Genomic DNA, 26034 nt, shown 5'->3' with positions numbered 1-26034 from the left:
ATCCCTCAAAGAAGATGAGGTGGATAGGTCCGGGGTGGAAGCGTGGCAACACGTGCAGCTGACGGATACTAATCGATCGAGGACTTAACCTTATGTTATTTAAGTACGGTTGAACTTGAAGTTCAGCAACAATGTCGGTTTTATCCGGTTTTGAACGAATAAGTATCGTTCATACATAGTCTGGTGACGACGGCGAAGTGGTCACACCCGTTCCCATACCGAACACGGAAGTTAAGCTCTTCAGCGCTGATGGTAGTAGGGGGCTTCCCCCTGTGAGAGTAAGACGTCGCCGGGCAAAGGCCATCTCCAATTGGGGATGGTTTTTTTGTGTTTGAAAATATAACCGAAGGTTATTATAAGTTTATCCCTTTGCATACCGATAAAGTTAAGCTCTTCATCGCTGATGGTAGTAAAGCGCGCAGGGAACAGGCTTCCCCTTGTGAGAGTAAGACATCGCCGGGCAAAGGCCATCTCCAATTGGGGATGGTTTTTTTGTGTTTATAATTACTTGTGAATAGCAAATCTTTAATTTGTCAAAGGCATTTGGCGCGATTCAGGATTAGTTCAGAAATGTATTATTGTCCCGCGCCTAAAGTCAGCTACTCCGCGCCCAAAGCGAGCCCCCGCGCGCCTAAAGAGTGCAATTCCGCGCCCAAAGCGAGCCCCCGCGCGCCCAAAGAGTGCCGTTCCGCGCCCAAAGCGAGCCTCCGCGCGCCCAAAGAGTGCAATTCCGCGCCCAAAGCGATCCCCCACGTGCCCAAAGAGTACCGTTCCGCGCCCAACTCAAGCCTACATGCACACATCACCCCAGCAAAAAACGCATAAATCCTCTAAATTACCTACTATCCGATAGCCACAATTCCTTGTAATCAATTGCTTTGCACGATACGATGGTAGTCAATCTACATCAAGTGAAATAATCAATGTCAGTTGAACTATCTAGTTGATTGGAGTGGAAAGCGTCCGCCTGCAACGGAAATCAACAGTTGGTAGCTGCAGTCAGTTTATTTCAACCTATAGTCTTGGGAGGTTTGCTAAAGAATGAAAATGGTATTAATCATATTTCTTATAAACATCGTGTATGTATCCTTCTTTACCATCAGGATGATTCTTACTTTGAAGGGCTATCGATATTCTGCTGCCTTCGTGAGTATGATCGAGATTGTCATTTATATTGTAGGTCTTGGATTGGTATTGGATAATCTGAATGAAATACAGAATATAATTGCGTATGCACTAGGGTACGGCAGTGGTGTCATAGTCGGGACGAAGATTGAGGAGAAGATGGCGCTTGGGTATATAACGGTGAATGTCATTACGGCTGGCATTGATTATGAGATGCCGAGGCTGTTGCGGGAGAAAGGATATGGGGTGACGGATTGGTCTGCGCACGGATTGGAAGGAAGTCGTTCGGCGATGCAGATTTTGACGCCCCGAAAAGATGAATTGAAGTTGTATGAGACGATAAAACAGATTGATCCGAAGGCGTTCATTATTGCATATGAAGCAAGGACGATCCATGGGGGATTCTGGGTGAAGTCTGTGAGGAGAGGAAACTTATTTAAATGAGTACGAAAAAGAAAACAGTATGGTTTGAAGTCGGAGAAGGCGAGAGAATTGATGATTGTTTGCAGCGGTTGGCTGCGGAAGGCTATCGCGTGGCGGGCAGGATGGAGGAGCCTGTTTTTATGGAGAAGGATGGCGAGTACGTCCCAATCCGGCAAGTCATTAAGTTTAAAGGGATTTTAGATGAGTAAAATGTTTATTATACGAACGATGGTCATTCTCGGATGGCTATTGTTCGTATTTTTTATTGACGTATTCGAATTCAGTTGGTACACTGAGTGTAGTTCGATAACCCACATATATGCTGAAGGATCGGCTTCAGCGTTTCTACCAGGACGCCGTAAATGTCCGGACTATGTGGAAAGCGATTTCTAGGATTCAGCGAAGGGTGTGCCATATCTTATGGATACGTTCATCTTGAGCATTGTGAATATCCTTGAATGAACTGCTTTCCATGCATTTGGAAGGCAGCTTATTCAAGGATTTTTTAATGGGAAATTAACGAAGTGAAATTCTTCATCAGTCTACTAAAGGAGCGGATTGTCTATGGGACCGAAAGTCGGCGTGATCATGGGGAGTAAAAGTGATTGGGAAACGATGAAGCATGCTTGCGACATACTGGACGAGTTAGGTGTTGATTATGAAAAGAAGGTAGTATCAGCGCATCGTACTCCGGACTTCATGTTTGAATATGCAGAGCAGGCACAGGACAGGGGACTTGAAGTGATTGTCGCCGGTGCAGGCGGTGCCGCCCATCTTCCAGGAATGGTGGCAGCGAAGACATTATTGCCTGTCATTGGTGTTCCGGTTCAGTCCAAGGCGTTGAATGGCATGGATTCATTGCTATCCATCGTTCAGATGCCAGGAGGCGTTCCGGTCGCTACCGTATCAATCGGTAAAGCAGGTGCTACGAATGCCGGATTGCTCGCTGCCCAGTTTTTAGCCGTCCACGATTCGAAGCTACGCAGCCGCCTTGAAGAACGTCGAACACAAATGCGGAATGCGTCATTAGAAAGCAGTGGTGAGTTGCTATGAAAACGATTTTGCCGGGACAGACAATTGGAATCATCGGCGGCGGACAGCTTGGCCGCATGATGGGCCTTGCTGCAAAGGAAGCTGGATTCAAGATTGCCGTGCTTGATCCAAATATGGAATCACCATGCGGCCAGATTGCAGATATCCGTATCGTCGCTCCGTATGACGATGAAGCAGCGCTTGAGGAGCTTGGCGAAGTGAGTGATGTCATCACATACGAATTTGAGAATATTGATTATGAGGGTCTCGAGCGACTCAGCCAAATCGCGTATGTACCTCAAGGAGCCGAACTTGTAAGAATCACGCAAAATCGGATAGCGGAAAAAGCGGAAATACGGGCTTCCGGTGCGCCGGTCGCCAATTATGTCGCTGCTGATTCATTTACTGAGTTAATAGCGAAAATCGATCAGGTTGGATTTCCATGCATCGTGAAAACTGCGTACGGCGGTTATGACGGGAAAGGGCAAGTGAAGCTTGAGTCGGCTAACGATCTTGAACTAGCGGAACCTCTCTTCGCCCATTCAGCTTGCATCGCGGAAGCGTTCGTCCCTTTCAAGACGGAAATATCCGTCATTATCCAACGGAATCCTGAAGGGGAATCGTATTGCCTGCCGATCGCGGAAAATATCCATAAGCATCATATTTTGCATCAGTCGATCGTTCCTGCAAGGGTTGCGGAGGCAGTCCTCGCCAAGGCGGAGAAAGCGGCTAGGAAAATCGCGGATCACTTGGAACTTGTCGGAACGTTGGCAGTGGAAATGTTCGTGCTTGAGAACGATGAAATTGTCATCAATGAGCTCGCACCGCGTCCTCATAATTCAGGCCATTACTCGATTGAGGCATGTAATGTCTCCCAGTTCCATCAGCATATCCGTGCTGTGTGCGGCTGGCCATTGCGCAAGCCAAGGCTCTGGGCGCCGTCCGTCATGGTGAATGTGCTCGGGGAGCATGTCGTACCTTTGAAGAAAGTGGTCATGAATCATCCTGATTGGTCAATCCATCTATATGGGAAGGCCGAGGCGAAAGAGAAACGGAAGATGGGCCATGTGACGATCATGACTGAAGATTTAGAGAAGATATTGGAAGAAATCGATTCGACAGGCATTTGGGCTTAAAAACATACACATTAAATCGATGACAAACTTAATCCATTCGGGAGGAAATTGACATGACAAAAGTGAACGTTTACGTAACATTACGCGAAAGTGTTGTTGATCCACAAGGAATTGCAGCTCAGGAGGCACTCCAGACATTGGGGTTCAATGAAGTCGAAAGCGTCCGCATCGGCAGACTGATCGAGCTTGAGCTTGCAGGGACGGACAGTGAAATCGAGACGCGTGTCAAAGAAATGTGCGATAAGCTGCTTGTCAATAAAGTGATCGAGGACTACAGCTTTGAAATCGGGGAGGTCGCGGGCAAATGAGGTTCGCAGTTCTAAGTTTCCCAGGTTCCAGCTGTGATGTGGACATGTATCACGCCCTCTTGGATATCGTCGGCGTCGGCGCGGAAATCGTCAGCCATCAGGACGCAGACCTAAACAATTTCGATGCTGTCGTCATTCCTACAGGAGCTTCCTACGGTGATTATTTACGTCCGGGCGCACTTGCCCAAAGCTCCAAATCGATTGACAGTCTGAAGGCATTCGCGGATTCCGGCAAGCCGGTGCTTGGCGTAGGGAACGGATTCCAGATTCTTGTCGAGGCAGGAATCCTACCAGGTGCTTTCTTGCGGAATAAAGGATTGAAGTTCAGAAGCGGAAACGCAAAGCTGGCTGTTCAAAATACTACATCGACATTCACAAGCATTTATGAGCAAGGACAGCAAATTACGCTTCCTTTCGCCCATGAATACGGCAATTATTACGTCGATGCAGACACTGCAACACAATTGAAAGAGCAGAATTGCATTGTTTTCACATATGAAGACGGCAATCCTGACGGCAGTGTAGAGAAAATCGCGGGCGTATTGAATGAACAAGGGAATGTCCTCGGCATGATGCCGCTGCCTGAACGTGCAGTGGAGGAAATCATCGGCGGGACGGACGGTTTGCCTTTATTCCGATCAATTCTGAAGAACTGGAGTGAGAAGAATGACAACCATGCATGAACCTACAGCGCAGCAAGTCAAAGATGAAAAACTGTATCGTCAAATGGGTATGACCGATGAGGAGTTCGATCGTGCAGTCGAAATGATCGGACGTCTTCCGAATTATACGGAAACAGGATTGTTCTCGGCGATGTGGTCGGAGCATTGTTCTTATAAAAGCTCGAAGCCGGTATTGCGAAAATTCCCGACAGAAGGCGCGCGCGTCTTGCAAGGTCCTGGGGAAGGTGCGGGTATCGTCGATATCGGCGATAACCAGGCGGCAGTCTTCAAAATGGAATCGCATAACTCTCCATCCGCTATCGAGCCATTCATCGGCGCAGCTACAGGAGCGGGCGGCATCATCCGTGATGTCTTCTCAATGGGAGCGCGTCCAGTAGCGCTTGTGAACTCGATGCGTTTCGGTGACTTGACAGATGAGCGCGACCGTTATTTATTCGAACAGGCGGTTGCAGGGATTGCGAGCTACGGGAATACGATTGGGATTCCGACGGTTGCAGGCGAAGTCCAGTTCGATAATTGCTATTCGAAGCGTCCTCTCGTCAATGCGATGGCTGTCGGTTTGTTAAATCATGAAGATATCCAGAAAGGCATTGCATCGGGTGTCGATAATACGGTGCTATATGTCGGTGCGAAGACGGGTAGGGACGGAATCCACGGTGCGACAATGTCTTCTTCTGAAGTTGCGGTTGATAAAGAAGAAGAGTTGCCGGTCATGCAGGCAGGTGACCCGTATCTTGAGAAGCTGCTCATGGAAGCTTGCCTAGAGTTGGTTAAATCGGATGCTTTGATCGGAATCCAGGACATGGGTGCAGCAGGACTGACTTCATCGTCAGCGGAAATGGCTTCGAAAGCGGGCTATGGCGTTGAATTGAACTTAGACCTCGTTCCACAGCGCGAAGAAGGCATGACCGCCTATGAAATGATGCTTTCCGAGTCTCAAGAGCGGATGCTCGTCGTCGTGAAGCAAGGCCGTGAGCAGGAAATCATTGACTTGTGCAAGAAATATGGTCTGGAAGCAGTGTCGATCGGGAAAGTGACGGATGACAAAATGCTTCGACTTACACATAAAGGTGAGATTGTCGCGGAAATTAATGCAGATATTCTAGCGGAAGACGCGCCAGTCTACTATAAAATATCGGAAGAGCCTGCTTATTTCAGTGAATTCCAGGCGATGGAAAATGAAGAGCCGGCTGTCGAAGATTTAAAAGAGACGTTATCAGCTTTATTGCAACGACCGACAATCGCGTCGAAAGAGTGGGTGTACAGCCAATTCGATTCGCAGGCACGCACGAATACAGTCGTAGCGCCAGGCTCTTCAGCAGGAGTGATCCGCGTACGCGGCACGAATAAAGGCCTTGCAATGACAGCGGATTGCAACTCCCGGTATATTTACCTCGACCCGGAAACGGGCGGGAAGATTGCAGTTGCGGAAGCGGCTCGTAATCTAGTCTGTTCAGGTGCGGAACCAATTGCGGCAACGGATTGCCTGAACTTCGGAAGTCCGGACAAGCCGGAAGTGTTCTGGCAGATTGAAAAATCGGCTGATGGCATTGCAGCGGCGTGCCGAACGTTGAATGCACCGATCATCGGCGGAAACGTATCGATGTCGAATGAAGTGAACGGAGTTCCAGTCTATCCGACACCGACGATGGGCTTGGTTGGCCTCGTGCATGATCTGTCGCAAGTGACGACGACTTCATTTAAACAAGCGGGCGACGCGATTTACTTGATTGGCGAGACGGCAACGGAATTCGGCGGAAGTGAGCTTCAACAAATGATCCATGGCACGATTTTCGGGAAAGCGCCTGCTATCGACTTGGAAGTAGAAGCAACTCGTCAACAGGCTCTTTTGAAAGCGATCCAAAGCAGACTCGTCCAGTCCGCTACTGATTTGTCGGAAGGCGGTTTCGCAATTGCACTTTGCGAGAAGGCATTTGACGCGGAAGGCCTTGGCGCAGAAGTGACTGTTACAGGTTCTGCGGTGACGGCTTTATTCAGTGAGACGCAATCTCGCTTCCTCGTGACGGTAAAAGAAGAACTTGCGACAGCGTTTGAAGCGATCGTAACGGATGCAGTGAAAATCGGTACAGTTACCGATCAAAATAAAATCGTAATTACTGGCGATAACGATGCGGTGTTGATTGACGGGACGGTGGAAGAATTCCGTTCCGATTGGAAAGGGGCAATTCCATGCTTGCTGAACTCAGAGGCCTGAACGAAGAATGCGGCGTGTTCGGCATTTGGGGCCATGAAGATGCGGCGCAGCTGAGCTATTACGGCTTACACGCGCTGCAGCACCGCGGGCAGGAAGGTGCTGGTATCGTAACGAAGAATGGCAAAGGATTTCATGTCGTTAAAGGGGAAGGCCTTGTGAATGATGTGTTCTCCGGTGACGCATTGAAAAGCTTGACGGGACGTTCGGCAATCGGCCAAGTCCGTTACACGACGGAGGAGGGGCGGGGCGCTGAAAACGTGCAGCCACTCGTCTTCCGTTCCATGACAGGCAGTTTGGCGATTGCGCATAACGGCAATTTAATTAACGCGAAGGATTTGAAGGAGAGTCTTGAAAAGCAAGGAAGCATCTTTCAAACGACTTCCGATACGGAAGTGCTTGCCCATTTGATTAAACGGAGCGGCAGCGGTTCTTTGACGCAGCGGGATCGGGTGAAAAAGGCGCTGTCGATGTTGAAAGGTGCCTTCGCATTCGTCGTGTTGACGGAAGATGGTTTGCTCGTCGCTCAGGATCCGAACGGGTTGCGGCCATTGTCCCTAGGGAAATTAGGAGATGCATGGGTTGTTGCGTCTGAAACATGCGCGTTCGATTTGATCGGCGCAGAAACGATCCGTTCGGTTGAACCGGGCGAGTTGATCGTCATCAATGATAAAGGCTTGCATTCCGATCGATTCGCGGAAGCTGCTGACCGGGCAATCTGCTCGATGGAATACGTCTATTTTTCAAGACCGGATTCGGATATCGACGGCATCAATATCCATATGGCGCGGAAACGGTGCGGCAAGCAGCTTGCAAGGGAAGTCAACATCGAGGCGGATGTCGTGACGGGCGTTCCGGATTCAAGTATTTCTGCAGCGATTGGGTTTTCCGAGGAAAGTGGCATTCCGTACGAACTTGGGTTGATTAAGAACAGGTATGTCGGTAGGACGTTCATCCAACCGACGCAGGCGATGCGCGAAAGAGGCGTGAAGATGAAGCTTTCTCCAGTACATCAAGTCGTCGAAGGGAAGCGGGTCGTCATGGTGGACGATTCGATTGTCCGCGGGACGACTTCGAGACGGATCGTCAAAATGCTGAGGGATGCGGGTGCGAAAGAAGTGCACGTCGTCATTGCGGCGCCTCCGCTCGTCAGCCCTTGCTTCTATGGCGTTGACATCAGTACGGATTCCGAATTGATTGCGACAGGACGTTCTGTTGATGAAGTGCGGGAATTGATCGGCGCTGATTCACTGACGTTCCTTTCAGCGGAAGGGATGCTGAATGCAATCGGCAGACCGTCTGAAATGAAAAATTGCGGACAATGTCTTGCGTGCTTCACAGGTGAATATCCGACGGAAATTTACGCGGATACAGTATTGCCACACGAAAAAGAAATCGGGCGATAAGGAGGAACTTCCATGTCAAAGGCGTATGAAAAAGCGGGAGTCAATATCGAGGCGGGTTATGAATCGGTTGAACGGATGAAGTCGCATGTCGCGCGTACGGCGCGGAAAGGCGTTGCAGGTGCATTCGGCGGTTTCGGAGGGATGTTCGATCTTTCGGAGCTTAACTATAAAGAGCCAGTGCTCATTTCCGGCACAGACGGCGTCGGCACGAAATTGAAATTGGCGTTCATGGCGGATAAGCACGATACGATCGGCATCGACTGTGTCGCGATGTGCGTGAATGATATCGTTGCCCAAGGAGCGGAGCCGCTTTATTTCTTGGACTATATCGCACTTGGTAAAGCGGTCCCTGAAAAAGTTGAGGCAATTGTCAAGGGAATTGCGGACGGCTGCGTGCAGTCGGGTGCTGCGCTGATCGGCGGAGAGACGGCTGAAATGCCAGGACTCTATGATGTGAATGAATATGACTTGGCTGGATTTGCGGTCGGTGCCTGTGAAAAGAGCAAGGTCGTTACAGGGGAGAAAGTCGCTGAAGGGGACGTTCTTGTCGGCATCGCTTCAAGCGGCATCCACTCGAATGGATTCTCGCTCGTACGTCAGATCGTTCTGGAAGAGCAAGGGTATAAGATTGATGAGTATATCGCTGGGTTCGAGGAGCTCGGCAAGGTCGGAGCCGCTTTGCTTGAACCGACGAAGATCTATGCGAAGCCTGTCATGCAAATCCATGGGGAGCTTGACGTCCATTCGATGGGGCATATTACGGGCGGAGGATTTTATGAGAACCTTCCGAGAATGTTCGGTGAAGGGTTCGGTGTCGAAGTAGATCTCGGATCATGGCCAGTGCTGCCTGTCTTTAAAATGCTGAAAGTGAAAGGCGATCTATTGGATAAAGACTTGTACAGCGTCTTCAATATGGGAATTGGGTTCGTTATCGCCCTTCCAGAAGAACAAGCAAAGCGAGCCATTCAAATTGCTGCGGAACACGGTGAGGATGCATACGAAATCGGTCGTGTCGTGCGCGGATCGGGAGTCGTTTTCAAAGGCGATCATGATGGGAGCTTAGCAGAATGAACGGAAAAGCAAGAATCGCGGTATTCGCTTCCGGCAGCGGCAGCAACTTCGAAGCGCTTGAAACAGCATGCCGGGAAGGCGAGCTGGACGCGGAAATCGTCCTCGTCATGACAGACAGGCCCGCATCGTTCGTCATTGAACGGGCGAGACAGACGGACATTCGAGTCGTCGCAGTAGAACCGAAAGCCTTCCCGTCGAAGCAGGCGTATGAGGAAGCTTTGCTCGATATATTGCATGAAGAGGAAGTTGAATGGATTGTGCTTGCTGGATACATGAGGCTCATCGGACCGACGTTGTTGGCCGCGTATCCTTCACGGATCGTCAATATCCATCCGTCGCTGCTCCCTTCATTCCCGGGGAAAGACGCAATCGGACAGGCAATCGCCCACGGTGTGAAACTTACCGGCGTCACCGTCCATCTTGTTGATGAAGGGATGGATACGGGGCCGATCCTCGCGCAGGTGGCGGTTCCTGTCGTGGAAGGCGATGCGGAATTGACAGCACAGGCGATACATGCGGTGGAGCATGTGCTTTATAAAGAAACATTGCAGAAGTTGATCTTAACAAACGGAGGGATTCATTCGTGAAAAAACGGGCATTGCTCAGCGTCTCGGACAAAAACGGAGTCTTAGAATTCGCTCAAGCACTAGAAGCACTCGACTATGAAATTCTGTCAACCGGCGGAACAATGAAACATCTGAAGGAAAACGGCGTCGCGGTGACGGCGGTCGATGAAGTGACGGGCTTCCCTGAAATTATGGAAGGCCGCGTCAAAACGCTCAACCCGATGATCCACGGCGGACTGCTGGCAAAGCAGGACGACGCGGCACATCAAGCGCAAATGAAAGAACACGGCATCCAGCCGATCCATATTGTCTGCGTGAACCTATACCCATTTAAAGAAACGATTTCGAAACCTGACGTAGCCATCAATGACGCAATTGAAAATATCGATATCGGCGGTCCGGCAATGCTTCGTGCATCCGCAAAAAACCACGCCTACGTCACAGTCATCGTCGATTCGGCAGATTACGGCCAAGTACTTGAAGAGCTGCAAACGGAAGGGCAGACGACACTTGAAACACGCCGCCGCCTTGCAGCGAAGGTCTTCCGTCATACAGCTGCGTATGATGCACTCATTTCCGGATATTTGACTGACCTTGCAGACGAACAATTCCCTGAGCAAGTGACGTTTACATACGAGTTGAAACAGCCGCTCCGCTACGGCGAAAACCCGCATCAGAAAGCGGCGTTCTATAGCCGTCCGCTCGGTTCAGATTTCTCCATCGCGAATGCGGAGCAACTTCACGGAAAAGAGCTTTCCTATAACAATATCCAAGATGCCAATGCGGCCATCCAAATCGTCAAGGAATTCAACCAACCGGCGGCAGTGGCAGTTAAGCATATGAACCCTTGCGGCGTAGGTGTCGGAGAAACAATCGCCGAGGCGTTCAATAAAGCATACGAAGCCGACCCGGTTTCCATCTTCGGAGGCATTATCGCCTTGAACCGTGAAGTGGATGATGCAACAGCTGAAAAGCTCTCGGGCATCTTCCTCGAAATCGTCATCGCGCCTTCGTTCACAGACGAAGCGATTGATGTATTGACGAAGAAGAAAAACATCCGTCTACTCACAATCCCGTTTGAACAGCATAAGCAAGAAGCTTGGAATACAGTGTCGGTTGAAGGTGGACTGCTCATGCAGCAACCTGACGCATACGGCTTTGACGATGCAGAGATCCGAGTTGCAACAGACCGTGAACCGACGGAATCTGAATGGGAAGCAATGAAGTTAGGTTGGGCAGTCGTCAAGCATGTGAAGTCGAATGCGATCGTCGTATCTGATTCGCAAAGGACGCTCGGCGTCGGAGCGGGGCAGATGAACCGTGTCGGAGCTGCTGCGATTGCATTAACGCAAGCGGGAGAACGTGCGAAAGGCGCAGCGCTAGCCTCGGATGCATTCTTCCCGATGGATGATACCGTGGAAGCGGCAGCGAAAGCGGGCATTACGGCAATCATCCAGCCCGGGGGATCCGTGAAGGACGAGGATTCCATCAAGAAGGCGAATGAATATGGCATTGCAATGGTATTCACAGGCGTACGTCATTTCAAACATTGATTGAAGGAGAAGATACAGATGAAAGTACTCGTAATCGGCAGCGGAGGCCGGGAGCATGCGATTGCAAGGCAGTTCAATGAATCGCCATCCGTTTCAAACGTATATGTTGCACCCGGAAACGACGGCATGAAGAACGATGCGGAATGTATCGGAATCGATGCGGCTGATTTTGAGGCGCTAGCTTCATTCGCTATCGAGCAAGGGATTGACTTGACGTTTGTAGGTCCTGAGCAGCCGTTGGCGGAAGGGATCGTCGATTTTTTCTCAGAAAAAGGCTTGCGTATTTTCGGACCGACGAAGGCTGCTGCTCAAATCGAGGGCAGCAAGTCTTTCGCAAAGGAATTAATGAGTAAATACGGTATCCCGACGGCAGCATACGGGACGTTCACGGACGCTGAGGAAGCAAAGGCATTCATCCGTCAGCAAGGTGCGCCGATTGTCGTAAAAGCGGATGGACTCGCAGCGGGGAAAGGCGTCGTTGTCGCAATGACGTTGGAGGAAGCGATTGTAGCAGTTGACGATATGATCGGCAATCAGCGTTTCGGGGAGTCATCTTCCCGCGTCGTCATCGAGGAATTCCTGGACGGCGAAGAGTTTTCGTATATGTCTTTCATCCATGATGGACAGATCTACCCGATGGTCATCGCGCAAGATCATAAGCGTGCGTATGATGGCGATAGAGGGCCGAACACAGGCGGGATGGGTGCTTATTCTCCGGTTCCGCATATTCCGGAGCATGTGATTGAAGAAGCGTATGAGAAAGTCGTCGTTCCGACAGTCCATGCCATGACGGAAGAAGGGACGCCGTTCACGGGAATCCTGTACGCGGGACTCATCTTGACGGAAGAAGGACCGAAAGTGATCGAGTTCAACGCACGCTTCGGTGACCCGGAAACACAGGTTGTGTTGCCAAGAATGCGTTCGGATTTCGGGGCATTCATGATGGCGCTTATGAATAAAGAGCCATTTGAATTGGAGTGGCATGATGATGCTATGTTTGGTGTTGTCATCGCGTCCGACCGTTATCCAGGCAACGTTGTGAATGGGGCGCGACTTCCCAATCTTAATGTGTTGAACGGACTAGACGTTTTCCATGCCGGCACGAAAGCCGTTGATGCTCATTTTGTCGGCAATGGCGGAAGAGTTCTGCTCGCTGCGGCAAAAGCGGAAACGTTGGAAGAGGCGAAAACTCTAGTGTACGAAAGATTGAATCAAACCGAATGGAATGGATTTTTCTACCGGATGGACATCGGTTGGCGCGCATTCCAAAGTAAATGAATAAAAGGGGTTGTCCAGAAAAACTTCTGTGACAACCCCTTTTAACTGATTCTATTCAACCGCTCCAGTGCTTTTCAGCTCTATATTCACTTTGACATTAAATTTGATGTCGGGATAAATGCGCTTCTCCCATTCTTTATCAAGACCTTTACGCGATAGTCGTGTCGCCCGATATCGGAGGCCGAAACCGAATGGATCGACATTATTTTCTTGGAGTTTTATCAGCAGGTCGGTAACTGTCTTTCCGATTTCTTTACCAGCTATCTTATTGTATTTCTCTAGCTTTTTACTGTTCAAACGCTTGTTGGATTCGCCGACAACACCGACCTTCGTAATTTTCATATCAATTCGCGGATCGCCATCATTGAGGAGGATTTTATAATTCATCCTGATTTCGTCAAAGTTCAATATCATGATCAGATCATCTTCTTTGATTTTGTAACTGAAGCCATAAGCTTTATTCATAAGGGAATTAAAATACTTTGTTTCCTCTGGTGTCAATTCCACTGGTGGTGCTCCCCGTTTAAGAATAATCGACTTGTCAATAACGAAATCATGATTTTCTTCATCTGTCCCGATGATCGGCATAATTGTATCGAGGCCTTCCCCTAAAACCTCCCGTCTGAACTCAAATAGAAATGTTGTCACGACAAATGGGCTTTCCGTTCCGGTATTATCGAAATAGTTATAAAGAGCAATCGATGCAGGAGCTTCAGTTGTCGGTTCAAAAGAGATGATCTCTTCAGCCGTTTTATCAGCTACAGCGACGTAAGAAATCATCTGGATATCCCCGCGCCTCGTGAAAAAGTCCATGAAGGTATCTAAATCCTTTGTTAGTAATTCCTTGTGTATAACGATGATTTTGCTATGTCCGAAATCCAAAACTTTATCGACACGGGTTTCCATCTCATGGATGGCTTCTGCAACTGATTCGGCATCATGGGAAATATAGAGATAAGGCGGGGATGTTGATTGTTTTATATCACCGACTTGCTTGGCCAATTTCAAAGTGACTCTGAAGCCGTTCCTCATTTTTTCCGACGGGTCAATACCGAATCCAAGGACAAACACCCTTTTGTCAATATCCTTGAAAGCACATCCCGCTTGAAAGAGCAAGGATAGCAAAAGGATGAAGGCAATGCACCCTTTCATCATTTTTTGTTTTCCCGCCATTTAGAAGAAGCCCCTTTCTTCGCTAAAAGTAAAGAACCGACTAGCAAGATGAGCATGGCCGGTAAAACGAAGTCGTCATACATTTCGACTGTTCTATAAAGTCCTTCCACTGTCATCCGTTTCGTCAGAGTCATTGCAACAATCCAGAAAAAGACGATAAATAAAGGAAGGGTCAAATTATATGACTTCCATTTTAAACGCTTCAATTGAAAGACGCTCGAAAATAAGTGGATGGAAACATGCCAATGTATGATCATACTGACAACGCCAAGAGCCAAAAAGGAGCCGATGAATATAAAGACAATCCTTTCAACGACCCCGAATTTCATCCGGATGGAATCACTTGTCATGATCCACGGATACAATGCATTCTCAAGGGAATCGAACCCCCCGAAGCCGATTGGAAGTAGATAAGTCGTCGCGAGGATATACATAAAAGCAACCGTAAGAATAGCCATTCCTTTCAGAGTCGGTTTTTTCAAAGTTGTGAAAGCCCGATTGAAAATAACTAAGTTTGCAGTTCCTATGACGATGAAAAGTGAAGACGTAAAAGCCCCATAATCCGGCAGCTGATTAACTTGCATGAGAGCAATCCGGATATAATCCCAATTTAAAGAAGGGTCTAGATAGCCCTTCATTTGAACGAAGACGATAAATGGGACAACAAGAATAAAGATGACTTCACTCATATATATAATATTTCTAGTTGCCATTAACACTCCATACGTGACAACGAGGGCGAACGTCAAAACAATCGTGTAGATTGACATTTCGGGTGTCAAGAAACGGAGGATGATGAATGTATAAATCATAAGTGTAAAGAGACCTGCGACATACCAGGCTGCAGCCATAAATAGGAGAACGGGAACAGCAAACCATTTAGGTGTGTAAGCCTTCAAAATCTCCGGCAAGCCTTGACCGGGAAAACGGCTGAACAGGATTACTAGGAAATAGGTCAATACAATTCCAGTACTAATCGCAAAAGCCATGCCGAGGACTGTACCTGTGTTGCCCCCGGCAATTAGAATTCTTGGCGTAATAGAAACCATGTTCGTCAGGGTATTAATTAGAATCAAATAAATTAAGAAGCGGTTCATTTATTGTCCATCCCCAATTCAGCATTCTTGCCCTTCCATGGAATCCGTAAATACGGTTCGCCCAAGCTATCCTTGTTCGCTAAAAACATGATGAATCCCATGAAACCGAGCAATAGTCCGACCAACCCGAAAAGTGAAGTGTAAATAATCAAAAGGAACCGTACAACACGAACTGCAAAGCTCATTTCATTAATCGGTATGACGAATGTGGAGATTGCAACAGCTGAAATAATAATGACCATTATGGTTGATGTGAGTGCTGCTTCCGTTGCTGCCGTCCCTAGTATAAGCCCGCCGACAGTCGTAGCGGTGCCACTGACCGCTTTCGGTAGCCGCATGCTCGCCTCTGTCAGTAATTCCATGAAAAAAAGCATGAAAATAACTTCGATAAACGAAGGATATGGCACGCCGATTCTGCTGCCTGCAACGGTAAGGGCCAGTTCAATCCTAAGTATTTCGGGGTTATAAGATGTCATCGCTATATATAAACTTGGAAGCAAAATACATGTGAATAAACCCAAATACCGTAACATAATTGTAAACCCTGATATGACAGAAACATGGTAATTGTCTTCCATTGATGCCATGAAATCGAAGAAGACAATAGGTGCAACAATGACATTCGGACTCCCGTCTATTACAATGATGATTTTTCCAGCGACCAAATTGTAGACGATACGATCGGGACGTTCCGTTACCATTGTCGTAGGGAAGAGGGTGAATCTGCTTCTGTTCAGGAAATGTTGGAGCTCCCCCCCTGATTGGAATAATGGCGTATTAAGATTACCAAGCTGGTCCTTTATTTTAGCTAGAATTTTGGGATCGGCTCGGTCGCTGTCATAGAGTATAGCGACCGGAATATTGGTGACATCGCTAGTAGCGAAATTTTCAACTGTCAAAGTGGCCTTATGGTACCGTTGCCTGATCAGATTGATTGTCGTTTCAATGTCCTCACTTAATCCTTTTTGAGGTCCATGAATTGTCGGCTCCATCGTCGTTTCTTGCACTTCATTGTTTTTGACGAGGCGGAGATCGAGTAAGAAAAGGCTGTCTTCAACAGCCATCAGTACAGATCCGGCACTTATCTTAATGGGCAGTTGGTTTTTATCAGGTACTTCAGATTGATTCGGCAAAGATTGAATATAGGAAGCAAAGTCTTCTTCGGAAGCCATTTCAAAAAAAGGTCGAATGACTGTCTGTTGAAGCTTATCGCCATCTACGACCGATTTCACATAAAATAGAAATGCGTACTGGCCTTTCATTTGCAGAGGCGTCTGAATGATGTCGTCTGAAGGCTTGAACTTTGCGGACATCTCGTTGAATAAAGGAGGGGCCTGCTTACCGGTCATTTGCAACTCTCCTTTCACTGGAGCATGGAAAAAAGTTTGACCTTAGCGTGCCCGGTAAAAGCGAATTGATACACTTACTAGCAATGCGACTGAAATTTCATGCAAATGATTCAAAACATCTATATTTCAAATGGATGCTATGCTAGGATAAAATATATAGAATTCTCTTAAAAGGGGTTTATCGATATGTGGGACCAACATGAAATACAACGACAACTCGGGGTCATCAATGGAAAAGTTGCCCCGGACCTCATCATTCAAAATGCGACGTATCTACATTCCATCTTCAAGAAATGGGTGACGGGCAATATTTGGATTAAAGAGGATCGGATCGTCTATGCAGGCGGCAGAATGCCAGCCATGACAGAAGGCTCGGAAATCGTCGATGCAACCGGTAAAAAAATCGTTCCCGGCTATATCGAGCCACATGTCCATCCGTTCCAATTGTACAATCCCGAAACATTCGCCGACTATGCTGGCAGGCTCGGAACGACGACGTTCTTGTCGGACAACTTGACGTTCTTCATGCTGCTCGGAAATGAAAAGTCATTCAAATTGATTGACCAATTGAATGAGCTGCCGTTTTCATTTTATTGGTGGGCACGGTTTGATTCGCAAACGGTTTTGCAAAATGAAACGGACGTTTTCAACCAAGAAGCGATTGGTGAATGGCTGAAGCGGGACGATGTTCTCATGGGTGGAGAGCTAACAGGTTGGCCTCGTCTATTGAAAGGCGATCCGGATCTGATGGCGTCTGTCCTTGCAGCAAAACAAGCGGGGAAAAAGATCGAAGGCCACTTCCCGGGGGCTTCAGAGCGGACGCTTGCGAGGATGAAATTGCTCGGAACTGATGGCGATCATGAAGCGATGACAACCGAGGAAGTCGAAGCGAGACTATTGCAAGGATACGCAGCGACGTTGCGTCATTCATCGATCCGTCCGGATTTGCCTGCTTTGTTGAAAGGTATATTGGACAAGGAATTGGATGTTTTCGACCATCTTATGATGACGACGGATGGCTCGACGCCTTCCTTCCATATCGATGGGGTGATAGACAAATGCATCCAAGTCGCACTCGATGCAGGGATTAAACCGGTTGACGCTTATTTGATGGCTTCTTATAATGTTGCCCGCTACTACGGCATCGATGATAAGCATGGCATCATCGCAACAGGGAGATATGCAACGCTCAATTTCCTGGAGGACGAATTGAACCCGGTACCGACGGACGTCCTGTCAAAAGGTAAATGGCTGAAACGTGAAAACGCGCCAACTGCTCCGTTCAAGCAAGTCGATTGGTCGCTCGTCCCGTCATTCGAATTGGATTTCGATTTGGATGAAATGGATTTTGATTTCAAAGAAACAGTTGGCATTACTATGGTGAATGACGTTATTACAAAGCCATATGAAGTGACAATTGACTTATCGGCGGACAAGCTTTCCAATGAGCACGATGAAAGTTTCCTCATGCTGATTGATCGAAATGGGAAGTGGCGGGTGAATACGGTCATTAAAGGTTTCGCGAACCACGTGCAAGGCTTTGCGTCGTCCTATTCCAATACCGGCGATATCATCCTCATCGGTAAGGACAAACAAGCGATGATGCTTGCGTTCGATGAAATGAAACGGATGAAGGGCGGCATGGTTCTCGTTGAAGACGGTGATATAGCTGCGTCAATTCCGCTGCCGATCGGCGGGGGGTTATCGGCAGAACGTATGGATGTTTTAATTGACCGGGAGATTATACTGAAAAAGGCATTAGCAGAGCGGGGGTACAAACATGGCGATGCTGTCTACACGTTCCTGTTCCTCCAGTCGACACACTTGCCATATGTACGGGCGACACAAATAGGGCTCTATGAAGTTATGAAAAATGAAGTAATCATTCCGGCGACGGGAAGATAGGAGGAACGGATGAAAGGGAAAAAGAGAGGGTGGCTACTGGGAGTTGCCATCATGTTGCTGTTGCTGTCAGCGTGTTCAAAAAAAGAGAAAGCCGGCGCGGAAGAGATTGTACCGGAGCCGGAAGAGATGGAAGAAGTCGAAATGGAAGAGTCCGGTGAAGAGACTGAGGAAGACGGTTCCCTCCGTTATCAGGCGCCGTTCACCGGCGTGTTGAAAGAAGAGGAGAACTGGACGAGGCCAGTCCTTGCAACAATCAACAATCACCCGCAAGCAAGGCCACAATCGGGGATAAGCCAGGCGGATATCATTTATGAATTCATGGCGGAAGGGAATGTCACGAGATTATTAGCTTTGTTCCAAAGCGAGTTGCCGGAAACGGTCGGCCCGATTCGAAGCGCTCGTGACTATTTCATTTATCTCTCAAAAGGGATGGATGCTTTTTACGTAGCGCACGGTTATAGCCCGGATGCGCAGAAGCTGTTGGCGAACAGATATGTCGACAATGTGAATGGCATGCAATATGACGGAACTTTATTCAAACGATCCACTGACCGTAAAGCTCCCCATAATTCGTATATAACCGGCGAGAACATAATCGCTGCGATGGAGAAGGTCGGCGCATCTGACGAAATCGCGAAGGTTCCTCCGTTTGCTTTCCACGAATCGATTGAGGATGCTAAAATAGGGGATAGCACATCGATGATCGTCGTCCGCTTCAGCTCCAATAAGGATTTCATCAACACATTCTCCTACGATCCGGAGACGGAAACGTATAATCGGATGGTGAATGGAATCCTTACGATGGATAAAGGGAACGGAGAACAAGTCGGCCTGTCGAACATCATCGTTATGGAAGCGAACCATCGTACGATCGACAATGTCGGAAGACAATCTGTCGATATCGAAAGCGGCGGCAAGGCAATGCTATTCCAAGCTGGCTCCGTGAAAGAGCTGGAATGGAAAAACGTTGATGGATTCCTCGTACCGGTGGAAAATGGAGTTCCTGCAAAATTAGTTCCCGGCAAGACGTGGATCCATGTCATTCCTACGTATCCCGGGATTGCAAATTCTGTAACGTATACGCCTTAAATCTTGATAGAAAGAGGGGGAACTATGCAAATCGATAAAATCCGAAGCGAACAAACGGATCAGCTGTTTAAAGCGATATTGGAATTGAAGGATCTTGAAGAATGCTATATGTTCTTTGACGACCTTGCGACGATGAGCGAGTTGCAGTCGTTGGCACAGCGTTTGGAAGTCGCACATGCATTGAGACAGAAAAAGACGTATGACCGGATTCAAAATGAAACCGGCGCAAGCACTGCGACAATCTCAAGGGTGAGACGGTGCGTCGATTACGGATCCGGGGGCTACAACACCGTGCTTAACCGCCTCTATCCGGAGCTTGCGGACAATAATGATAAGAAGTGATCGGGCGGAGAAACTATCCGTCCGGTTTTTTTGGTATACTGGGGAATAGCGGACGCGCGAGGTAACGAGAGCGCATCTAAAAAGCAATAGTAGGTGGAAGATATAATGGACTATATGAATTGGCGCCACGCCTTTAAAGTGGACCCTGCAAAACAATTGGCGGACGAAGAGCTTGAACAGCTTGCGGAATCCGGAACGGACGGTATCATTATTGGAGGAACGGATGGCGTGACACTCGAAAACGTCCTTGACCTGCTGGCGCGCATCCGAAGATTCTCCGTGCCTGTAGCGCTTGAGGTGTCGACTGTGGATTCGGTGTCGATGGGATTCGATTACTATTTCATTCCGACGGTCCTGAATTCGACCGATACGAAATGGGTGAACGGCATCCATCATGCCGCTTTGAAGGAGTACGGCCATATGATGGATTGGGATGAAGTCATCGCGGAGGGTTATGTAATCGTCAACACCGATTGCAAAGCAGCGCGACTCACCGGCGTGAAGGAGGCTCCCGACGAAGAGGATGTCATCGCCTATGCGCGGATGGCGGAGCATCTGTTCAAGCTGCCGGTATTTTATTTGGAATATAGCGGAACGCTTGGCGATCCGGCCATCGTCAAAGCAGCGGCGCGTGCCCTTGAGCAGACGAAGTTATTTTACGGCGGCGGTATCCGCAATGCGGCCGACGCAAAAATGATGGCGGAGCTTGCGGACACGGTCATTGTGGGCAATATCATTTATGATGATCTGAAGGCTGCCCTTTCGACAGTCGAAGCAGTGAAATCGGTATCTCTTTGAGGAGTTTTAAGATATAATGAAGAACAGATGTTCTTTGGAAAGGCGGTATGATGTATGAAGGAAATTGCGGAAGATCTGCTTGTAGGCATGAACCCTGAACAAGCCCGCGCAGTGAAAAAGACGGAAGGGCCTCTGCTGATCATGGCAGGCGCAGGATCCGGGAAGACTCGGGTACTGACCCACCGGATCGCTTACTTGATCGTGGAAAAAGGGGTCTATCCTTCCAATGTTTTGGCGATCACATTTACAAACAAAGCAGCCCGTGAAATGCGCGAACGGATTGACGGGTTGCTTGGCCCCGGGACTGGCGAACGAATGTGGGTCTCGACATTCCACTCGATGTGCGTCCGAATTTTACGGAGGGACATCGACCGCATCGGAATTTCGAAAAGCTTTACAATCCTTGATACCTCAGACCAATTGACGGTCATTAAAAATGTCTTGAAAGAGCGCAATCTCGATCCGAAGCAATATGATCCGAGAGCAATGCTCGGGGCAATCAGTTCGGCGAAAAACGAATGCATCGACGCGGAAGCATATACTGCGCAAATCAATCCGCATAACCCTTATGAAAAGACGATTGCAAATGTCTATGAAAGCTATACGAAAAGACTGAGACAAAACCAATCGCTCGATTTTGACGACCTCATCATGATGACTCTCAAATTATTCGAACGCGTCCCTGAAGTCCTCGAATTTTATCAAAATAAATTCCAATATATCCATGTGGATGAATACCAGGATACGAACAATGCCCAATACCGCCTCGTCAATATGATGGCGGCGAAATTCCGGAACCTATGTGTCGTCGGTGATTCCGACCAATCAATCTACAGATGGCGCGGCGCTGACATCGGCAACATCCTATCATTTGAAAAGGATTATAGTGATGCAACCGTCATTTTACTCGAGCAGAATTACCGTTCGACGAAAACGATTTTGCAGGCGGCAAACGACGTCATCAAGAACAACCGGAGCCGCTACGACAAGAAGCTCCGTACGGAAAATGCGGAGGGCGATTCAATCACGATCTATAAGGCCTCCGATGAAAAGGACGAATCCCAGTTCATTGTCCAACAGATCATCGAGCTGAAAGAACGCGAAAACTTGACGCTTGATCAATTCGCGATTCTTTATCGAACGAATGCCCAATCCCGTGTCATCGAGGAATATCTCGTGAAATCCAATTTGGAATATACGATTGTCGGCGGCACGAAGTTCTATGACAGGAAAGAGATCAAGGACTTGCTCGCCTATTTACGGTTGATCTCCAATAACGATGACGACTTGGCACTTGCACGCATCATCAACGAGCCGAAACGGAGCATCGGTGCGACTTCCTTCGAAAGGATGGCGTCATTTGCGATTGAGAACGACAGATCCATATTTGACGCGTTGCAGGAAGTCCATTTCATGGGGCTGACGGCAAGGGCTGCAAACGAAGCATCTAAATTCAGGGATATGATCAGCGGGTTTACACAGATGCAGGAATACTTGTCCGTTACGGAGCTTGTGGAGCAAGTGCTTGAAAAGACGGGCTACCGCGACATGCTCATCCGTGAGAAGACGATTGAATCGGAAAGCAGGCTGGAAAATATCGAGGAATTCCTGTCCGTCACGGAAGCTTTCGAAAAGAGGGCCGAAGAAGAGGAGGGCGACCGTTCGCTCGTCGCATTCCTGACAGACCTGGCATTGATTGCCGATATCGATTCATTGGATAAAGAAGAGAACCAGTCAACGGAAAAAATCGTCCTAATGACAATGCACGCGGCAAAAGGACTTGAATTTCCGGTCGTTTTCGTCATTGGCATGGAAGAGAACATCTTCCCGCATGTCCGATCGATCGGCGACGATGAAGAGATGGAAGAGGAACGTCGGCTTGCTTATGTGGCGATCACCCGTGCGGAGCGCCGGCTCTTTTTGACATGCGCTTCCTACCGGACATTGTTCGGCCGTTCGAGTTTCAATAATCCATCCCGTTTTTTAAATGAGATTTCAGATGATATTATCGAAGTGACATCCAATAACAATCAAGGCTTTTCATATGGCGGATTTTCGCGTGGGGAAGCACCAGTGCGTCCCGCTGTCAAAAGGCCGGTCTATAAAACAAGCGGCGGAGAGAAGATGGGCTGGAAGGCGGGCGACAAAGCGACCCATAAAGCATGGGGGACAGGAATGGTCGTCAGCGTCAAAGGGAATCATGATGATCTCGAACTCGACATCGCATTCCCGGAACCTGTAGGCATTAAACGGCTTCTTGCCAAATTTGCACCGATAGAAAAAGCGTAGGGAGAGGACAGAATGGATCGCAATGCAGTTGAAAAACGTGTACAGGAGCTCAATGATCTGCTAAAGGAGTACGGGCATGCCTATTATGTGTTGGACAAGCCGGCCGTGCCCGATTCCGTCTATGACAGCCTCATGCAGGAATTGCTGTCTATCGAAGCGGAAAATCCCGATCTGATTTTTCCCGATTCGCCATCGCAGCGTGTTGGCGGGGAAGTCCTTGAAGGGTTCAGCAAAGTCGTCCATGAATACCCGATGCTGAGCTTATCAAATGTGTTTAATGAAGAGGATATACGCGACTTCGACAGACGAGTGCAAGCGGAGGCGGGAAATGCCACGTATATATGTGAATTGAAGATTGACGGACTTGCCGTTTCATTGAAATATGAAAACGGGACGTTCGTCCAAGGTTCAACGCGAGGGGACGGGACGGTGGGAGAGGAAATCACCGCAAATTTGAAGACGATCCGAACCGTTCCGCTGAAGCTATCTGAACCGGTGACAATTGAAGTCCGCGGGGAAGCATATATGCCGAAGAAATCGTTCATGAGATTAAATGAAATGCGGGATGAAAACGGTGAGGAGCCGTTCGCGAATCCCCGGAATGCAGCTGCGGGATCGCTTCGGCAACTTGATCCGAAAATAGCCGCGAGCCGCAATCTTGCCGTGTTCATCTATGGTGTCGGTGGGGATGGTACGGCTTTCGGACAGGACAGCCATGCCGATTCGCTTGATTATCTTGCTAGTATCGGATTCGAAACGAACAAGAAAAGCAAACGGTGCAAAACGATCGAGGAAGTGCTCGACTATATAGAGTCCTGGCAGGAACGCAGGCAGGATCTGGATTATGAAATCGACGGAATCGTCATTAAAGTGGACAGCTATGAAGATCAGGAGCAACTTGGATTCACGGCGAAAAGTCCGCGTTGGGCGACCGCGTATAAATTCCCTGCGGAAGAAGTCCATACAAAGCTGCTTGACATCGAGTTGAGCGTCGGCAGGACAGGAGTCGTTACGCCGACCGCCATTTTGGAACCGGTCCGAGTTGCCGGAACGACAGTAGCAAGGGCTTCCCTCCATAACGAGGACCTCATCCGTGAAAAGGATATCCGTATCGGTGACACAGTCGTCATCCGTAAAGCGGGGGATATCATTCCTGAAGTCGTCACTGTATTGATCGAACAACGGAACGGGAATGAAGAACCGTATCATATGCCTGATAATTGCCCAGTCTGTGATTCCGAACTCGTCAGGATTGAAGGAGAAGTAGCACTTCGTTGCGTCAATCCGCAATGCCCAGCGCAGATGAAGGAAGCGCTCATCCATTTCGTATCCCGTAATGCGATGAATATTGAAGGAATCGGCGAACGGGTCGTAGATCAATTGTACACGTCAGGTCTCGTCCATGATGTTTCGGACCTTTACGGGTTGACGAAGGAACAACTACTGTCACTCGAGCGTATGGGAGAGAAGTCCGCTACGAATTTATTGACAGCGATTGAAGTTTCCAAAACGAATTCTTTGGAGAAGCTGCTGTTCGGCCTTGGAATCCGGCATGTCGGGGTAAGAGCGGCACATATCTTGTCGGAGGAATTCGGCACGATGGATGAAATCGCTAAAGCGGATGCGGACCAGCTTACATCGATTCACGAAATCGGCGACAAAGTGGCGGACGCGGTCATCACATTTTTTAATAATGAAGATGTACTGGAAGTGCTCGGCAAGTTGAAGTCGTACGGCGTAAACATGGATTTTAAAGGCAGAACACGCCAGGAGATTCCGACTGATGGCCCGTTTGCAGGAAAAACAGTCGTTCTGACGGGAAAGCTTTCGATATTGACGCGCAATGAAGCAAAAGAGCGGATTGAAGCGCTTGGCGGTAAAGTGAGCGGGAGCGTCAGTAAAAAGACGGACCTTGTCATAGCCGGGGAAGAAGCCGGATCGAAGCTCGTGAAGGCGGAGGAGCTCGGTATTACGGTATGGAACGAAACAGAGTTGGTCGACGCGCTCGGCGAAAAGGAGTAATTTTCAATGAAAAGGCTATTAGTATTATCCGGAATGGCGGTTGTCCTTACGTTAGGCGGCTGTATGCCGTCAATCGGACCCGATAAAGAGGAAGTCATCCAGGAAAATGATGAGGAACAGGTTGAAGAAACTGTCATGATTCCAGATGTACAGGTGAATGACACTTATTACAAGACCGTCACCCCGTTCAAGAAAAGCGCGACCCGCGGCCTTGTCGTGAGCAATATCTCTACGAAATATGATATCGGGGAAGCGGAAGAAGGGCTATTTCGTTTATCTGCCCAGCATTTTGACACGAAAAACTATTTCTTCCAAGAAGGGCAGTATATCGATGGAAAAACTGCACGCGCATGGCTTGCCAGAAGTTCAACCAATGAACAAGGCTTGAATCCCCCTGAAGCGGAAGGGGAAGATGCGGAAGAGAAGCCGATCTATTTGGCGCATATTATCGAGCAAAACTATTTGACGCTGACGGACGAAAAGAAAGTACGTCTGTCCGGTGTTTCGATTGGGCTTGCGTTGAATTCCGTCTATTATTCCAAAGACGGGAAAGAGATTGAAATAACGGATTCGGTACTCGAAAAGCAAGGCATCGCCATGGCGGACAAAATCGTCAGCAGGATGCGTGCAAAAGAAGGGTTCCAGGATATTCCGATCGTCATCGGCCTGTTCAAACAGGAGAAAAGAAATGCAATCGTACCTGGCACTTATTTCGCAACCGCTTTTGCTGATAAAGGAAAATCATCAGCATCTGGATGGAAAGAAGTGAATGAACGGTACGTGTTGCTTCCCGCTCCCGCTGACATTGATAATTACCGAGATATCAATACGAAATTCAGCAATTTCAAACAGGATATCGATAACTATTTTCCGAGCTTCGTCAATGTGATCGGAAAAGGCTTTTTCAAAGACAAAAGGATGCAATCGATTTCCATCGACATTCCGATCCAGTTTTTCGGGAAAGGTGAAGTCATCGGCTTCACACAGTTTTTGGCTTCGCATGTCATCAAGTACTTTCCCAACATCGATGTCGAAGTGAGTGTCACCTCGGTAAACGGCCCGGAGGCGCTCATTGTCAAGGAAGCCGGTAGTGATGAACCTTTCGTCCATATTTATGGCTATTAGAATATCAGTTTACATGCGCGTCCATGCTGTTAACCATGGGCGCAGTTGCTTT

22 protein-coding genes, 2 rRNA genes and 1 riboswitch are annotated in these 26034 nt (G+C 48.4%); of the genes, 21 read left to right on the top strand and 3 right to left on the bottom strand.

Translation table 11 applies throughout. The annotated features are described in order from the left end of the window. From M3152_RS15965 to purD, 14 genes are all read left to right on the top strand, one after another. Positions 1-92 (top strand): 23S ribosomal RNA (locus M3152_RS15965); the annotation flags it as partial. Between the two features lie 87 nt (positions 93-179). Further along, positions 180-295: ribosomal RNA gene (gene rrf / locus M3152_RS15960) — 5S ribosomal RNA — on the top strand. Between the two features lie 746 nt (positions 296-1041). After that, entirely contained in the window at positions 1042-1569 is a 528-nt protein-coding gene (locus M3152_RS15955; protein WP_251696645.1) for a DUF2179 domain-containing protein, read from the top strand. After that, a complete protein-coding gene (locus M3152_RS15950) occupies positions 1566-1757 on the top strand; it encodes an NETI motif-containing protein (protein WP_251696643.1) in 192 nt (63 codons plus the stop codon). Before M3152_RS15955 ends, M3152_RS15950 begins: the two co-directional genes overlap by 4 nt. A gap of 84 nt (positions 1758-1841) precedes the next feature. Continuing rightward, positions 1842-1942: riboswitch (purine riboswitch) on the top strand. A 170-nt stretch (positions 1943-2112) separates the two neighbouring features. Then, positions 2113-2601, top strand: coding sequence for a 5-(carboxyamino)imidazole ribonucleotide mutase (gene purE, locus M3152_RS15945; RefSeq protein WP_251696641.1), 489 nt, complete (start codon positions 2113-2115; stop codon positions 2599-2601). Beyond that, entirely contained in the window at positions 2598-3716 is a 1119-nt protein-coding gene (purK, locus tag M3152_RS15940) for a 5-(carboxyamino)imidazole ribonucleotide synthase (RefSeq protein ID WP_251696639.1), read from the top strand. Before purE ends, purK begins: the two co-directional genes overlap by 4 nt. A gap of 53 nt (positions 3717-3769) precedes the next feature. Continuing rightward, positions 3770-4024 (top strand): phosphoribosylformylglycinamidine synthase subunit PurS, encoded by a 255-nt coding sequence (purS, locus tag M3152_RS15935; protein ID WP_251696637.1) that lies wholly within the window; start codon positions 3770-3772, stop codon positions 4022-4024. Next, positions 4021-4707: a phosphoribosylformylglycinamidine synthase subunit PurQ gene (gene purQ, locus M3152_RS15930; protein WP_251696635.1), complete on the top strand. Its 687-nt coding sequence runs from the start codon at positions 4021-4023 to the stop codon at positions 4705-4707. The genes purS and purQ overlap by 4 nt, the downstream gene beginning before the upstream one ends. Next, complete coding sequence (gene purL, locus M3152_RS15925) at positions 4691-6922, top strand: phosphoribosylformylglycinamidine synthase subunit PurL (protein WP_251696633.1); 2232 nt, start codon at positions 4691-4693, stop codon at positions 6920-6922. Before purQ ends, purL begins: the two co-directional genes overlap by 17 nt. Then, positions 6898-8325 carry an amidophosphoribosyltransferase gene (gene purF / locus M3152_RS15920; protein WP_251696632.1) on the top strand — a complete coding sequence of 476 codons (1428 nt, stop codon included), beginning with the start codon at positions 6898-6900 and terminating at the stop codon, positions 8323-8325. Before purL ends, purF begins: the two co-directional genes overlap by 25 nt. A gap of 12 nt (positions 8326-8337) precedes the next feature. Then, a complete protein-coding gene (gene purM / locus M3152_RS15915; RefSeq protein ID WP_251696630.1) occupies positions 8338-9396 on the top strand; it encodes a phosphoribosylformylglycinamidine cyclo-ligase in 1059 nt (352 codons plus the stop codon). Next, on the top strand, positions 9393-9983 hold the full coding sequence (purN, locus tag M3152_RS15910) for a phosphoribosylglycinamide formyltransferase (protein ID WP_251696628.1): 591 nt from the start codon (positions 9393-9395) through the stop codon (positions 9981-9983). The genes purM and purN overlap by 4 nt, the downstream gene beginning before the upstream one ends. Further along, positions 9980-11515, top strand: coding sequence for a bifunctional phosphoribosylaminoimidazolecarboxamide formyltransferase/IMP cyclohydrolase (gene purH / locus M3152_RS15905; protein WP_251696626.1), 1536 nt, complete (start codon positions 9980-9982; stop codon positions 11513-11515). The genes purN and purH overlap by 4 nt, the downstream gene beginning before the upstream one ends. A gap of 18 nt (positions 11516-11533) precedes the next feature. Continuing rightward, positions 11534-12793, top strand: coding sequence for a phosphoribosylamine--glycine ligase (gene purD, locus M3152_RS15900; RefSeq protein WP_251696624.1), 1260 nt, complete (start codon positions 11534-11536; stop codon positions 12791-12793). Positions 12794-12844: 51 nt separating this feature from the next. Here the strand turns inward: purD and M3152_RS15895 are convergent, their stop codons facing one another. From M3152_RS15895 to M3152_RS15885, 3 genes are read right to left on the bottom strand one after another with little or no spacing between them, the layout of a single operon-like run. Next, a complete protein-coding gene (locus M3152_RS15895; RefSeq protein ID WP_251696622.1) occupies positions 12845-13966 on the bottom strand; it encodes a Ger(x)C family spore germination protein in 1122 nt (373 codons plus the stop codon). After that, the gene (locus tag M3152_RS15890; protein ID WP_251696620.1) at positions 13945-15063 is read right to left on the bottom strand and encodes a GerAB/ArcD/ProY family transporter; all 1119 of its coding nucleotides are present in this window, start codon (positions 15061-15063) and stop codon (positions 13945-13947) included. The genes M3152_RS15895 and M3152_RS15890 overlap by 22 nt, the downstream gene beginning before the upstream one ends. Then, a complete protein-coding gene (locus tag M3152_RS15885; protein WP_251696618.1) occupies positions 15060-16412 on the bottom strand; it encodes a spore germination protein in 1353 nt (450 codons plus the stop codon). The genes M3152_RS15890 and M3152_RS15885 overlap by 4 nt, the downstream gene beginning before the upstream one ends. A gap of 186 nt (positions 16413-16598) precedes the next feature. Between M3152_RS15885 and M3152_RS15880 the strand changes: the two genes are divergently transcribed. The 7 genes from M3152_RS15880 to M3152_RS15850 all read left to right on the top strand — a co-directional run bounded on the left by M3152_RS15880 (position 16599) and on the right by M3152_RS15850 (position 25982). Beyond that, on the top strand, positions 16599-18317 hold the full coding sequence (locus M3152_RS15880; protein ID WP_251696616.1) for an adenine deaminase C-terminal domain-containing protein: 1719 nt from the start codon (positions 16599-16601) through the stop codon (positions 18315-18317). Positions 18318-18326: 9 nt separating this feature from the next. Further along, complete coding sequence (locus tag M3152_RS15875) at positions 18327-19406, top strand: DUF3048 domain-containing protein (RefSeq protein WP_251696614.1); 1080 nt, start codon at positions 18327-18329, stop codon at positions 19404-19406. Between the two features lie 24 nt (positions 19407-19430). Further along, complete coding sequence (locus M3152_RS15870) at positions 19431-19748, top strand: YerC/YecD family TrpR-related protein (RefSeq protein WP_251696612.1); 318 nt, start codon at positions 19431-19433, stop codon at positions 19746-19748. 105 nt (positions 19749-19853) lie between these two features. Beyond that, entirely contained in the window at positions 19854-20546 is a 693-nt protein-coding gene (locus tag M3152_RS15865; protein WP_251696611.1) for a heptaprenylglyceryl phosphate synthase, read from the top strand. A gap of 54 nt (positions 20547-20600) precedes the next feature. Next, entirely contained in the window at positions 20601-22835 is a 2235-nt protein-coding gene (gene pcrA, locus M3152_RS15860) for a DNA helicase PcrA (RefSeq protein ID WP_251696609.1), read from the top strand. A gap of 12 nt (positions 22836-22847) precedes the next feature. Then, positions 22848-24857, top strand: a complete 2010-nt coding sequence (gene ligA, locus M3152_RS15855; RefSeq protein ID WP_251696607.1) for an NAD-dependent DNA ligase LigA — start codon at positions 22848-22850, stop codon at positions 24855-24857. A gap of 6 nt (positions 24858-24863) precedes the next feature. Beyond that, positions 24864-25982: a CamS family sex pheromone protein gene (locus M3152_RS15850; protein ID WP_251696605.1), complete on the top strand. Its 1119-nt coding sequence runs from the start codon at positions 24864-24866 to the stop codon at positions 25980-25982. The last annotated feature ends 52 nt before the right edge of the window (positions 25983-26034 follow it).

Source organism: Sporosarcina luteola (assembly GCF_023715245.1).
Classification (GTDB): domain Bacteria; phylum Bacillota; class Bacilli; order Bacillales_A; family Planococcaceae; genus Sporosarcina; species Sporosarcina luteola_C.
This window is presented reverse-complemented; position numbering and strand designations above follow the sequence as displayed.